The following is a 14,336-nucleotide window of genomic DNA, read 5'->3' as shown; positions in this document are numbered from 1 at the left end:
GAGGTGTTGGGTTCCGAAATGGGCGTCAGCGTGCAATTAAGCGATTCTGAGTCCGCTTGGTTAGCGTAATGGCTAGATTTGTTGAAAATAGCGGAAGCTCAGTCCGTCTGCACTATGCTGAGAATGAGATTAGGACGGGTACGGCTGCATCGGCTGGCTTGGGTATATGATATAATGTGGGAATTACCATGACTTACGGGTGGGGCGATGAAGGATGGCTAAAGACAAGCAGGGGCTGCATTTCACGGAGCTGGTCTGGGAGAGCACGGAGCAGAATATGGCGATACCGCCGCGCGGAACAGCCGAAGCGGAGCAGCCGGAGACCCGGGCGGCAGCGGAGCAGAAGAAAGCGGAGAAGCCGGCCGTGCAGCTTCAGCTGTGGGATATGGAGGAGAGCACTGAGCCGGTAACCACCACGGAGAGCCAGTTCGTTCATCGTGCCCGGGAGCTTGTAGACCATAAGGAGCCTGCGGCGCTGTTCGTCCCGTTCAAGAGCTATTGGCCGACCTACGGGCATATGACGGGAGCGCAGAGCAGATGGTATTTCTTCTGGCGGGATGAAGTGCGTCAGGGAAGATACCCGAAGACGGATCTGTCATATATTTTCCTGCATACGTATGAGTTGATTAACGGTGTCGGCTGGGACGAGCCGCAGGACGGATACCGGCAGCTGAGTCTGCTCTGGGAAGCCTACCGGGACAGCTATAAGCGTCTGGATCAATATCTTGGCGGGTGGCTGGCGGATTTCTCTTTTGTACATAAGCTGGATGTGCCGCTCGCTGAGATTGTGGCCCGTTCGCGCGGGCTGGCCGGTGATCTGGCGGAGCTGGAGCTGGTCCGCTGCCTGACATCCGCCCCGGAGCAGCTGAGCATTGAGGTGCTTAGCGTGATGTCGGATTATGATATCAGCAAATCGAAGTTCTATGCCGGTGAAGGGAAAGCGGCGGCTGAACGGTATATTCCCCAGGTCGTAGCCTTAATTGATGCCTATGTGTCGCGCAAGCACGACTCGAATCTGATCACGATGTTCCCGCCCGGACCGCCGGTGATGCGTGAGCGGTATCTGTTCCGCAGTGCCGTATACGATATCTCATTGTATGGCTACTCAGTCCTGGTGCCTGTGGTGCGGATCAGCAAGTCCCCTCCGCTGCGCAGCTTGATTACCCGCCTGTTCCGGCTGACCGAGAATAAGCTGCGCGCGCTTCTGGGATACAGGGGAAGGCTGAAGGATATTAAGGTCGACGCCGATATGGACGAGCTGATTACCCGGTTCCTGGAGCGTGAATTCCGCAAGGCCGAGAAGGAAGAGAAGGGGCCGGCAGTTGTGATTGATCCGCAGAAGCTGGAGCAGCTGGAGAATGATTCTGAGGTGGTGCGTTCGCTGCTCACGGTGGAGGAATCTGTGGAGCCGGAGGATGAAGCAGCGGCTTGGAGTCAGGTTGGAGCAGTGGCGGGGATAGAGGAACCGGGCGGTGGCCGGGTAGAACATGAAGAGGCTAGAGTTGAAACTCTGAACAACGAAGGAGTTAGAGCGGAAGCCGGACATGTATCGGAAGCAGTGGTGGAGACCAGCCTGTCAGCCGTGGCTGGCGAAGCGGAGGCTTGGGTTCACTTTGCTTCTGTACTGAGTCCGTTGCAACGGGAGGTCGTGCTTGCATTGGCCGAAGCAGACGGTGCGTTGAAGGCCGGACGGCTGGCTGCGGAAGCAGGAACGATGGCTGAGCTGCTCTATGATGAGATTAATGAGCTGGCCATGGACAATCTGGGAGACCTGGTTATTGACGGCGAAGAGCTGACGGAAGAATGTATATTGATGCTGGACTATCTAAAGAGGTGAATGAAGCAATGAACGCACTCAAAATACCGAAGCGGATGACCACCGCACTCGTGAACTCCCTGACAGCGGGGGTTGTGCCGCGGATTGGCCTGGAGCACATCGCTGTCGGCCGCCGGCCGGAGGTGGAGGCGATTCTCCGCGATATGGAGAATATCGCCGAGGGCGGAGCCGCCTTCAAGCTGATTACAGGCAAATTCGGCAGCGGCAAAAGCTTCCTGCTTCAGATCATCCGCAATTACGCGATGGACCGGGACTTCGTGGTCGCCGACGCCGACCTCTCGCCGGAGCGGCGGCTGGTCGGCACGAAGGGGCAGGGACTCGCCACCTACCGTGAGCTGATGAGCCATCTCTCCACCAAGACCCGCCCGGATGGCGGGGCGCTGGAGATTATGCTCCAGAAGTGGATCATGACGCTTCAGCAGGCGGTGATGCAGGAGAAGGGCTGCGGGCCGGGTGCGCCTGAGCTTGGCAGCTTCGTTGAGCAGCGGATCTATACCGTTGCCTCCGGGATGCGCGGGCTGGTGCACGGCTTCGACTTCGCCAAGGTGCTGGCATCCTACTGGAACGGGCATCTGCTGGCGGATGACGGGTTGAAGCAGGATGCGCTGCGCTGGCTGCGCGGGGAATTCCCGACCCGGACGGATGCCCGGAAGGCGCTGGGGGTCGGTGTCATCATCGACGATGACAACTGGTATGACTATATGAAGCTGTGGGCTGAATTCACCGGAGCCATCGGCTATAAGGGCCTGCTGCTGTTCATCGACGAAGGGGTCAACCTCTACAAGATTACGAACAGCATCTCCCGGCAGAGCAATTACGAGAAGCTGCTGACTATGTTCAACGATACGATGCAGGGCAAGGCTGAACGGCTGGGCATCTTCATCGGGGGGACGCCGCAGTTCGTGGAGGACCCCCGGCGCGGCTTGTTCAGCTACGAGGCTCTGCGCTCCCGGCTGGTGGCCGGAAGATATGCCGAGTCCGGACGGAATAACTTCACCGGGCCGATTATTGCGCTGGACATGCTCTCCCATGAGGAGATTCTGATACTGCTCCAGAAGCTGCGTGACATTCATGCCCTCCATTACGGGTATGAAGCCAGCCTTACCCAGGAACAGCTTGTGCACTTCATGGAAGAGGCGGTCAACCGGCTGGGGGCGGACGAGCTGCTTACTGCACGCGAGGTGGTGCGCGACTTCATGGATCTGCTGCATACCCTGCACCAGCATCCGGACGTAACCTTCGAGAAGCTGGTCGGGGAGCAGACCCCGCGGCCTGCTGCGCAGGAGAACGAGAATGAGCTGGACGGCTTCCTGGCGGAGTTCGACCTATGAGCGATAACCCGTTCTACCGGCTCGCTCCGTTCATTAAGGAATTCATCTACAAGAACCGCTGGGATACACTGCGCGAGGCGCAGGTCGATGCCTGCCGTGTGCTGTTCGACACGCCGCATCATCTGCTGATTGCTTCGGGGACCGCTTCTGGCAAGACGGAAGCGGCGTTCTTCCCGGCGCTGACGGGGCTGTATGAGCGTCCGTCTGCCTCAGTCGGCATTCTGTATATCGCGCCGCTGAAGGCGCTGATCAACGATCAGTTCGCACGTCTGAACGATCTGCTGCGCGAAGGCAATATCCCGGTCTGGCATTGGCATGGGGATGTGCCCCAGGCGGATAAGACGAAGCTGATGCAGAACCCTTCGGGGGTGCTGCAGATAACCCCGGAATCGCTGGAGGGCCTGCTGATGAACCGCCCGAATGCGATTCCGGCGCTGTTCCATGATCTGCGCTTCATCATCATCGATGAAGTGCACGCGTTCATGGGCGCGGACCGCGGCATTCAGGTGCTGAGCCAGCTGGCGCGGATCTCGCGGATGGCGGGCTGTTATCCGCGGCGCATCGGCCTCTCGGCGACCTTAAGCGACTACGCCTCCGTCACGGAATGGCTGGCGGCGGGAACACGCGAGAGCGTGGAGGTCAGCGCTCCGCAGGGCGGGCGCAAGCTGCGGCTGAGCGTGGAGCATTTCTCGTTCCCGGATGCGCGGAACGAGGAGGAGGCCGAACACCTGGAGCGGGCGCGACAGGCGTATTACGGGTTCATCTACGATCACACGCATATCAAGAAAGCGTTGATCTTCACGAACAGCCGCACCGACGCCGAAGAGGCGATTCTGGAGATGCGGCGCATTGCCGCGAAACGCGGCGAGCGGGATGTCTTCCATGTGCATCATGGAAGCATCTCCGCGATGCTGCGCGAAGAGACGGAGGCCGCGCTTAAGCAGGGCGCAGGGCCGGCTGTGGCGGCGGCGACGCTGACGCTGGAGCTGGGCATTGATCTGGGCGAGCTGGACCGGGTGCTCCAGCTCGGTGCCCCCTACAGCTGCGCGAGCTTCGTACAGCGGCTGGGCCGTTCGGGGCGGCGGGGGGATGCCGCCTCGGAGATGATCTTCGTCACGCCCGAGGAGGAGGACGAAGAGGCGCAGCTGCCCGCGCGGATGCCGTGGACGCTGCTGCGGGCCATTGCCGTGATCGAGCTGTATGTGCGCGAGAAATGGGTGGAGCCGCTGGCAGTGCGCCAGCTGCCTGTAGGGCTGCTCTATCATCAGACGATGAGCATCCTGAAGAGCATGGGTGAAGCGGAGCCGGAGGAGCTGAAGGAGGCGGTGCTCAGTCTGCCCTCCTTCCGCGGCATTGACCCTGCGGATTATGATGCGTTCTTGGAATATATGCTGGGCATGGGGCATATTGAGAAGATGGATGAGGGCAGCCTCTTGATCGGACTGGCCGGAGAGAAGATCGTGAACAACTTCCGGTTCTACGCGGTGTTCAAGGATGACGAAGAGCATGTCGTCTATAACGGCACGGAGGAGATCGGTTCGATTACGACAGTGCCGCCTCCGGGCTACTGCTTCACCTTGGCAGGCAAGCTGTGGAAGGTGGAGGAGGTCGACAACCGCCACAAGGCTGTCTATGTCAAAGGCTCGCGCGGCAAAGTAGACACTCTATGGCTGGGGGCCGGCGGTGATGTTCATACCCGGATCATGACCAAGATCCGTGAGGTGCTGGGCTCTACAGCGCTGTATCCGTATCTTGCGCCCAGCGCTGCCGCCAGACTGGAGCGGGCAAGAAGGCTGGCCAAGGAGAGCGGCCTCCTGACACGTCCGGTACTGCCGGCTGGAGGGGACTCCATGTTCATCCTGCCATGGGCAGGCAGCCGCCAGTTCCGCACGCTGGAACGGCTGCTGAAGAACAATCTGAAGGGGCCGCAGGGACTGCGCTCCGTCATACCGATGGAGCCGTATTATATGGTGGTTGCCGGCAAGACGGAAGCAGAGGAGCTGGAGGAGGCGATCATCGCCGAAGCCACAGCAGCTACAGATGCCTTGGCGCTGCTTGGCCCGGATGAAGCCCCATATCTCGGCAAATACGATGAGTTCATTCCGCATGATCTGCTGCGCAAGGCTTTTTCGCTTGACGGGCTGGATGTGCCCGGCCTGCTCAGCGTAATAAAGCAATGGAGGCAGCCGCCTGCACAAGTATAGAACAGATTAGCCCTCTTTTACGTGGATCGTAGAGAGGGCTTTGCTTGTTTATTAGGAAATCATGATTCTCTTCTGTCGTGGATAAGGTGTGTATATGATATACCGAATACAATAGGCGAGCGGCGGGTGTGTGGACCAAATGTATGCGAAAAACAGTATACAATAGGCTCGCTGAAGGCGCGTGGGGCCCAATGTATGTGGAAAACAGTATACAATAGGCTCGCTCAAGGCGCATGTGTTCAAATGTATGTGAAAAACAAAATACAATAGGCTCGCTCAAGGCGCGTGTGTCAAATGTATGTGAAAAACAATATACAATAGGCTCGCTGAAGGCGCGTGGGGCGAATGTATGCGGCAGTCGATCCTATGGGGACCCGGCTGCCTTTTTTAACAATCCTAAACGAGGTGACTGGAAAATGAACTCCGCTCCACTCGCAAGACTCGCAACTGCAACCGACGCTGAAGCACTGTCCAGACTGAATCAGGAATTTAACGGCGGCGCACCAAGGCCTCCAGCGAAGATCATTGAGCATTTACATACTAACCGTAACGAGATAATTGCTGTAGCCGAGCTGAACGGTGCTATCGTAGGGTTTGGCTGCGCCCAAAGCCTATACTCCTTCTGCTATGATGAGCCTTACGGTGAAATCACGGAACTCTATGTGCAGGAAGCCGCCAGGAGGCAAGGGGTGGCCCTCACCATTATTGACTGTCTGGAAAAAAATCTCCGGGAACGCGGAGTGACACACATTCGCATTTTAACCGGCAGAAGAAACGCCGCCGCCATTCAATTCTATGAGCATTGCCATTACGTTAAGGACGATGAGCAGCTGCTTGAGAAAACGCTGGAATAATACTCATACCTAGAAAAAACAAACCTTTCTCCTGCAGTTCCTACCTTGCCCGGAAGCCCTCTGCGCGATGATAATTAGCTTATCACAATTAAGGGGGCATTCATTTATGGTTAACAGAAAAATGAAGCAGACAGCCACCATCGCACTCACAGCAGTGATGGCGCTAAGCCTTGCCGCATGCGGGAACTCGAACAGCAACACAGGCGCGGATAAGAAGGACAACGCAGCACCGAACGCGGCCACCGGCAGCGGGAATTCAACAGCGACAAACGCGCCCAGCGACAAAAAGGTAACGCTTACTTTTCAGAACATCTATCCTGACCCGGCGACACCCAACTACAAAATGATCCGTGAGCTGACCGACGCGTACATGAAGGAGCATCCGAATGTCACAATTGAGCTGGATACGCTGAACACCGACCAGCAGAAGGTGAAGCTGAAGACCCAGGCAGCGTCCAAGGAAGTGCCGGACATCACCATCGTCAACCCGGCGGCCCAGATGAAGCCGTTCGTCGATGCCGGTCTGCTCGCTCCGCTGAACGACATGCTTGATCAGAATGGTCTGAAGGACACCTACCAGAAGGGCTTGCTGGATTATTACAGCTTCGACAATAATGTATACGCTATCCCGGACGGCAACAACATCGAAGTGGTGTACTACAACAAAGATCTGTTCGCCCAGGCCGGAATCGCCGCTCCGCCAACGACGTTCGAGGAGATGCTGCAGGATGTCAAGATCCTGAAGGATAAAGGCATTACGCCGCTGGCCATCGGCGAGAAGGATTCCTGGACCGGTTCGTTCCTGTTCATGAACATTCTGCTCCGCACCAACGGCGGCCCGGGCTTCCTACAGGATGTCATTGACGGCAAAAAGACATTCGAGGACCCGGCCTTCATCGAAGCGGTAGATGCCTTCCAGGCGCTGGTTCAGGCAGGCGCATTCCCGGATGGCGCAACCTCGATTGATGCTACAGCCGGCGGCAACATCTTCAGAACAGGCAAAGCGGCCATGTGGTGCATCGGCTCTTGGGAGACCGGCGCGATCGACGCATCCCCTGTGGCGGGTAAGGTTGGGGCCTTCCAGTTCCCGACCGTGAACGGCAAGGGCGACCCCAACGAATTCATGCTGGCCCCCGGCAGTGCCTTCGCTATATCGGCGAACAGCGAGCATCTGCAGGAAGCCAAGGATTTCCTCAACTTCTTCGGTACCCAATATCCCAAGAAACAGTTTGAGCTGAAGAATGCGGTAGGGATCGGCCAAAAGGTAGACGGAGACCTCAAGGCGGCCGGTTACTCTGATCTGGCGGTTAACATTGCCGGACTGTTCAACCAGGTGAAGGGCGGAGACCTGGCCTTCGATAACACGATGAATCCGGCCACAGCCCAGGTCCATCTCAGCAGCATTCAGAACCTGTTCGTGCAGAAGATGGATTCCGCTGCAGTAGCGAAGGAGCATCAGGCTGCTTTTGAAGCTAATAAATAAGCCCGTCATATAACATTCTTCCCGATGCGAAGCCGCCTCCCCTGCTTGCTTCGCATCGGGTTTGTTATGCTCCATTTATAAATTAATGACATTAATGATTAATCTAATGAACAGATAAAGAATCTGCTTGATAGGAGGCGGGAAAGATGAAAGTTCTTAAGGTGCCGGCACGCACAATCGCTGCCTTCATAGTGCCATGTCTGCTTTTGTACGTGTGCCTGGTATTCGTTCCGATCCTGGTTTCGTTCTTTACAGGCTTGCTGAAATGGGACGGCTTGACTTCTTCGCAGTTTGTTGGCTTCGGCAATTTCAAGGAGATGTTCTGGCATGATCCGGTGTTCTGGCCCTCTGTACGGAGAACTCTGCTGTATGCTGTCGCCTCGATGCTGGAGATTCCGCTCTGTCTGGGCATGGCTATTCTGCTGAACCGCTATGTGCGCAAGGGAAACACACTGGTGTCGATCTACTTCACGCCGGTTATTCTGTCAGTCGTCATTATCGGACAACTCTGGAAAACGATCTACAATCCCACCTCCATGGGAGGAATGCTGAACGGTGTGTTCGTCTCCCTGGGCCTGGAGAGCTGGACCCATAACTGGCTGACCGAGCCTGCTATCGCCATGTATGCTCTGTATCTGGTATCCCTGTGGCAATACTTCGGCTACCATCTGCTGATCCAATATACCGGCGTACAGAACATTCCCGACGAGCTCTATGAAGCGGCCAAAATCGACGGGGCAGACGGCTTCAAGGCCGACCGCTATATTACGCTTCCGCTGATCGTGCCTATTTTCAAAATATCGATCATTCTGGCCTTTATCGGTTCACTACAGGCGTTTGATCTGGTCATGGTTATGACCGGGGGAGGACCCGCACATGCTACGGATGTTATCTCCACCCATATGTACAACAGCTCGTTCCTGTCCTTCAAATACGGCTACGGCAGCGCGATTGCCACGTTCCTGGTCGTGGTCTGTCTGCTCTTCACCGGGGTCATCAACACGATCTTCAACCGGCTGGAGCGCAAATTCAACTAGCAAAGGAGTGCGCGGACCATGCGTAAGCTCAAAAAAGGAATCGTGTATCTTCTTTTTGCCATTCCTGTGATCACCCAGCTCTACCCGCTGCTGTGGCTGCTGTTATATTCACTGAAGACCAATGAGGAGATTCTGGATGGAAGCTTCTTTTCCCTGCCCCATAAATTGCAGTGGCATAACTACTATGAGGCTTACACCTCGGGCAGTTATCTGAAGTATCTCTCGAATAGTGTGTTCGTTACCGGAGTTACGATGCTTTGTGTCATCATCCTGGCCTCAATGACGGCCTATGCCATCTCCCGGTTCCGCTGGAGGTACGGCAATGTGGTGATGACCATTTTCCTGATGGGGATGATGATCCCGATGCAGGCCACGCTGCTGCCGCTGATGATTATTTTCAAAAATATGACGATCCTCAACACTCACCTGTCGCTGATTCTGCCGTACATCGCGTTCTCAACTCCCATTGCCGTGTTCATCTTGAGCGGCTTCATGCGAGCCATTCCACATGAGATCGAAGAATCGGCGTTCATCGACGGGGCAAGCGTGTACCGGATCTTCCGCAGCATCATTCTGCCGGTGTCGGTGCCGCCGGTCATGACCGTGTGCATCCTGACCTTCATTAATATCTGGAACGAGTATATTCTGGCCGCTACGTTCATCTCCTCGGAGAAGCTGAAGACCCTGCCGTTCGGCGTCTACACCTTCGTCAGCCAGTATTCGGTCAACTATGGCAATATCGGGGCCTTCCTGGTGATGGGTGCGCTGCCGGTGATTCTGATCTACTTTTTCCTGTCAAATCAGATTACCAAAGGGATGGTGGCCGGAGCGGTTAAGGGGTAAGCGGCAGACGGACGAATTCTCTCATTGCATAAAAATGGAAAGGTTCTATAATAAGAAACGGCAGAACAGGGTGCGGGAAAGGGGAGAGTCTATGAAGATCGGCTTTCATTCCATTCATCATCGGTTGTTCTTGCTGTTTCTTTTTTGCATGTCCAGTATTCTGCTTATCGTCAGCCTGCTGTACTATAACCGGACTACGGATCAGCTGCATGAGAAGATCAGCGAGTTATCACGCAAGAATGTCGCCCAGACCGCAGGCTTGTTTACGCTGCTCTATAAGGGGTATGACGCTTTGTCCAAATCGCTCAGCAATAACTTTGAGATGATCCGCCTGATTAACGAGAAGACGGACGGACCCGCGGTGGCGTATATCAATGAGCAGACGGTGACGAATATTATCGGCTCGATTTTTTATTCGCGGGACGATCTGGTTGGCATCCATGTGATCACGGACAAGGGTAAGATTTATAATTACGGCAATTCCATGAATGTGGTGGACCCGGAGTATAGGCAGGAGGACTGGTACCGGCAGCTTCAGGCATCTTCGGGCAAAATGGTCTGGCTCGGCGTGTACGCACACTCCCTGATCGACCAGGTGGAGGACAGTCCGGTCTTCGCCTTCGGGCGGCAGCTCTATGATCTGAATGAGCATAAGCCGATTGGCATCGTGCTGTATGAGACCGACCCGCAGCCGGTGCTGGAGGCTCTGGAGAATCTGAAGCTTGGCGCGCATAGCCAGGTCTACCTGATGTCCCCCGACGGACGTTTCGTCACCTCGGCAACGGACCCGCAGCCGGACGCCGCAGCCTTGCCGAAGCTTCCCGCTGATGAGGATGTGATGGTTCAGCAGAAGGGCGGACAGCTGGTTATAGCCTCGAAGCTAAGCTTCTCGGGCTGGTGGATCATGAGTATTACCCCGGACAAGGATCTGAACGTGGAGCTAGTGGAGATGAAGCGGTATCTGCTGATCGTCATCTCGGCGCTGATCCTGGTCTCCACGCTGATTGCTTCGGTTGTGTCGCAGACCATCTCCTCGCCGCTGAAGAAGCTGATCCGCGAGATGCGGCAGGTGGAGGTCGGGAATTTCCGCGGGCTGGTCAACGTATCCTCTTATCAGGAGATCAATATTCTGGTCGCTTCCTTCAACCGGATGGTCCGGCGGATCGAGGAGCTGATTGAGCGGGTTAAGCTCGCCTCGGTCAGCGAGAAGAATGCGGAGCTGCATGCTTTGCAGTCCCAGGTGAACCCGCATTTTCTCTACAACACGCTGGATATGATCTACTGGATGCTGGATGAGGAGGGCAATGAGCAGCTCGGTGAGCTGGTGCTCTCCCTGTCCTCGATGTTCCGTTACAGCAGCCAGTGGGAGGACGGAGCGGATGTCAGCCTGCGCGAAGAGCTGGAGCAGATGGGGCATTATCTGAAAATCATCTCCATCCGGCTGGAGGGGCGGCTGCAGATCATTACGAATGTGGATGAACGCTGGCTGACGATCCGGGTGCCGAAGATGACCGTCCAGCCGGTAATTGAGAATGCCGTCAAGCACGGGCTGGAATCCTTAGGCCGCCAGGGCATTCTGAAGGTGTATACCCGTGAGGAAGGCCGGATGCTGAAGCTGATTGTCGAGGATAACGGAACCGGGATGGATGCAGAGCAGCTTAGCCGGCTGCAGGCATCGCTGGCCGGGGACAGTGCGGGTATGAGCGGTAAAAGCGGAATCGGGCTGCAGAACCTGCACCGCCGCCTGCAGTTCATGTTCGGGGAAGAATACGGCCTGCAGATCGAGAGCTTCCCCGGCGAAGGCACCCGGGTGGCCATTGTGCTGCCGGTTCCAGCAGAAGGAGGACAGCCTTAATGAATATTCTGATCGCCGATGACGAGCGGGTCATCCGTGAAGGGGTCCGGCGCACGATCCGCCAGATCTGCCCGGAGCATCAGGTCTTCGTGGCCGAGCGGGCCGAAGAAGCGGTGAAGATTATGGAAGAGCAGCACATCCATATCGTGCTGACCGATATTCTGATGCCGGGCATGAACGGCCTTGAATTCATGAAGATTTCAAAGCGCCGGTATCCGTATGTGAAATGGATCGTTATTTCCGCCCACAGCGAATTCTCGTATGCCCAGGAGGCGGTGCGGCTGGGGGCGCGGGACTACCTGCTGAAGCCGATCGGCAAAACCAAGCTGACCGAGCTGATCGGCAGCCTCACCACAGAGATCCGGCATGACCACCAGCTGTCGCAGCAGGGTGAACGGCTGAAGGCCAGCCTGCGCTTCCTCCGCGAAGGGGTATTCCAGCGGCTGGCCTCGGGCCTGGATACGGGGAATCTGGAGCTAACGCCTTTTATTGAAGATTACGGCCAGTTCTATCTGGTCATGGTACAGCTGGAGCCCGGGGAGCGAAGTGTCCGGCTGGAGCATTTCATCGTTGAGAATGTCCTCTCCGAGCTGATCGAGCAGCATGGGCGGGGCTTCGTGGTCAGCTATGACCGGCAGCATCTGCTGGGCCTCATCACGCCGGGCGAGAACGTCCGGGTAGAGCTGTTCCTGGCGGAGGTGAAGAAGCATCTGTCGCAGGTTTTGCGGATTCCTTTTCAGATTATCCATTCCGGGCTTAGCTGTGACTTCCATGAGGTGCCGCAGATTGTGAAGCGGATGCGGGAGGCTTCGGCGTTCCAGTCGCTGCCGCTTGCTCCGGCGAAGGGGAGCGGGGAGAAGGCGATTGAGGTGGCGCTGCAGTATATTAAGGAGCATTTCCATGAGGAGCTGTCGCTGGAGAGGATCGCCTCAGTGGTGTTTCTGAATCCGGCCTATTTCAGCCAGCTGTTCAAGCTTAAGACCGGACAGGGGTACAAGGAATATGTCACCTCGCTCCGGCTGGAGCAGGCGAAGCTGCTGCTGCTCAATCCCGGGCTGAGGCTGGCGGACATCGCAGAGCGGGTAGGGTATCAGGACATGCGCCATTTCACCCAGATGTTCCGCAAGAAATACGGGCTTACCCCGACAGAGTACCGCCAGCAGGAGAATATCAGCATTCTGATGAGCAAGGGAATAACACCGCCTCAATAATTAAGCCAGTGCTCCAGCGTGACTGCACGGGTAAGCCCGATGGACTCGGCCAGGCGGATGGAAGCGAGATTACTCTCCAGTACCTGATAGCGGGGAATATAGCCCCTGTCCAGAGTGTGGACTACCGCTGTCCGGACGACGCGCTGCGCCAGTCCGCGTTGTCGGGCTTCTTCAGCGGTATGGACGGCACCAATCTCCCAGACGCGCTCCTCATTGCGGTACACGATACATGTACTGAGGGGCGTATCCCCGTCAAATAAGGAGACCGAAAAAGCCCCTTCCTCGAAATAATGCCTTAGCTCTTCCATTGTATAGTCGTTCGCCATCCACAGCGGCAGCAGCCGTTCATCGACAGACTCACTGAGGATGCAATCCTCATCCACGCGGAAGCCCGGACCGCCGTCCGTGGAATAGGAGTAGAGGCTACGGACCCGGCGCAGCGTGAAATAAGGCTCCAGCGCCTGCCGGTACGCCTGCTCCTGCAGCTTGAAGACCAGCTTCGCCTCTCTGGGCAGGCGCTCCAGCAGAGCGGGGAAGACTTCAGGACTGCTGTAATCCATAAGGACAACCGTATCTGCTTCGGGATAGGTCCGTTGATCGTAGCCGAAGGTTCCGGCACGCATGAGCAGCAGCACGCCCCAGTCCTGCTCTTGTTCAATTAGTACGCTATCAATCTGCGCATGATAGGCAGTTAACATTTTGAGCAGCGTGATATTCTTCAGCGGATTCTGGCGTAATCTTCCCATCATGGCTTCGTAGTGACTCATATGAACTCCCCCTCAGAGCTGCGGTCCGGTATGTCAGCCGCTGCTGCTTCCATTACATCCAGCCGCTTGAACAGGCCGTCATACTTAGATAATAACGCGGAATCGTCTACCTCAACACCTGATCTGTAGTAGCGTATATTGCCTGTACCCTGGTTGATCTCACCTTTGGTTCCAAGGAGCTGCTTCAGGTGTCTGGCCGTGCCGCGGCTGCCGGAGATGAACTTCACCCCGGGCGGAAATACCTTCCGCAGGCTATCCTCGAAGTAGGGGAAATGAGTGCAGCCGAGGACCACGGTGCTGTAGCGCGCAAGGTTCAGGTGAGCCAGCTCCTTCTGGAGATAAGGGATAATCTTCTCTTCACGGAACTCAAACTGCTCGGCATACTGGACCAGCCCGGGCAGCGGCAGACTATCCACCCGCTCACCAGGGTCTATGCGGTGGACCAGATCATGATATTTCTTCTCCTGCAGCGTCAGGCGGGTAGCTAACACTAGCACTCTTTGCTGCTGGCCCTCGGATTGTTCAACCGCAGGCTTCACGGCCGGCTCGATCCCGAGCACAGGGAAGGTATAGCGGCTTCTAAGCTCCTCGATTACGATACTGGTAGCTGTATTACAAGCGATGACCAGGGCTGTGATATCCTGCCGGGCAATGAATTCCACCGCTTGCAGGATATATGCTCTGACTTCCTCTTTTGTTTTCTCGCCATAGGGAACATGGTCGGTATCTGCATAGAAGAGATAATCCTCTTGCGGCATAAGCTTCAGCACCTGATGCAGCACAGTTAACCCGCCAATGCCCGAGTCAAAAAATCCTATCGTCATACGTTCACTCTTTTCTGGATGAATGGGTTTCCTTAAATGGATAATTCGAAGCTAAGGTTAAGCTCTCTTATTCTATCATTTCGTTTTATA

11 protein-coding genes are annotated in these 14,336 nt (G+C 56.2%); 9 read left to right on the top strand and 2 right to left on the bottom strand.

The features are described 5' to 3' along the window. The first annotated feature begins 214 nt into the window (after positions 1-214). The 9 genes from MHI24_RS01435 (at position 215) to MHI24_RS01395 (ending at position 12,655) form a co-directional block, all read left to right on the top strand. Positions 215-1,837, top strand: coding sequence for a TerB N-terminal domain-containing protein (locus MHI24_RS01435; RefSeq protein WP_340023784.1), 1,623 nt, complete (start codon positions 215-217; stop codon positions 1,835-1,837). Positions 1,838-1,845: 8 nt separating this feature from the next. After that, positions 1,846-3,168 (top strand): ATP-binding protein, encoded by a 1,323-nt coding sequence (locus MHI24_RS01430; protein ID WP_340023783.1) that lies wholly within the window; start codon positions 1,846-1,848, stop codon positions 3,166-3,168. Continuing rightward, a complete protein-coding gene (locus MHI24_RS01425; RefSeq protein WP_340023782.1) occupies positions 3,165-5,372 on the top strand; it encodes a DEAD/DEAH box helicase in 2,208 nt (735 codons plus the stop codon). Before MHI24_RS01430 ends, MHI24_RS01425 begins: the two co-directional genes overlap by 4 nt. 416 nt (positions 5,373-5,788) lie before the next feature. Continuing rightward, positions 5,789-6,226, top strand: a complete 438-nt coding sequence (locus tag MHI24_RS01420; protein WP_340023781.1) for a GNAT family N-acetyltransferase — start codon at positions 5,789-5,791, stop codon at positions 6,224-6,226. Between the two features lie 106 nt (positions 6,227-6,332). Continuing rightward, entirely contained in the window at positions 6,333-7,709 is a 1,377-nt protein-coding gene (locus MHI24_RS01415) for an extracellular solute-binding protein (protein WP_340023780.1), read from the top strand. 146 nt (positions 7,710-7,855) lie between these two features. After that, entirely contained in the window at positions 7,856-8,746 is an 891-nt protein-coding gene (locus MHI24_RS01410; protein WP_340023779.1) for a sugar ABC transporter permease, read from the top strand. An 18-nt stretch (positions 8,747-8,764) separates the two neighbouring features. After that, positions 8,765-9,589, top strand: coding sequence for a carbohydrate ABC transporter permease (locus tag MHI24_RS01405; protein ID WP_340023778.1), 825 nt, complete (start codon positions 8,765-8,767; stop codon positions 9,587-9,589). Positions 9,590-9,680: 91 nt separating this feature from the next. Next, positions 9,681-11,444: a sensor histidine kinase gene (locus MHI24_RS01400; protein WP_340023777.1), complete on the top strand. Its 1,764-nt coding sequence runs from the start codon at positions 9,681-9,683 to the stop codon at positions 11,442-11,444. Then, the gene (locus MHI24_RS01395) at positions 11,444-12,655 is read left to right on the top strand and encodes a response regulator (protein WP_340023776.1); all 1,212 of its coding nucleotides are present in this window, start codon (positions 11,444-11,446) and stop codon (positions 12,653-12,655) included. The genes MHI24_RS01400 and MHI24_RS01395 overlap by 1 nt, the downstream gene beginning before the upstream one ends. On the opposite strand, the gene MHI24_RS01390 is transcribed toward MHI24_RS01395, so the two are convergent. Together MHI24_RS01390 and murI are read right to left on the bottom strand one after the other, a co-directional pair. Further along, positions 12,649-13,422 carry a GNAT family N-acetyltransferase gene (locus MHI24_RS01390; RefSeq protein WP_340023775.1) on the bottom strand — a complete coding sequence of 258 codons (774 nt, stop codon included), beginning with the start codon at positions 13,420-13,422 and terminating at the stop codon, positions 12,649-12,651. The two genes, MHI24_RS01395 and MHI24_RS01390, sit on opposite strands and share 7 nt — an antisense overlap. Beyond that, positions 13,419-14,246, bottom strand: coding sequence for a glutamate racemase (gene murI, locus MHI24_RS01385; protein WP_340023774.1), 828 nt, complete (start codon positions 14,244-14,246; stop codon positions 13,419-13,421). The genes MHI24_RS01390 and murI overlap by 4 nt, the downstream gene beginning before the upstream one ends. Positions 14,247-14,336 lie beyond the last annotated feature (90 nt).

Origin of the sequence: Paenibacillus sp. FSL K6-1096, from assembly GCF_037977055.1 — a bacterium.
GTDB lineage: Bacteria > Bacillota > Bacilli > Paenibacillales > Paenibacillaceae > Paenibacillus_AQ.
This window is presented reverse-complemented; position numbering and strand designations above follow the sequence as displayed.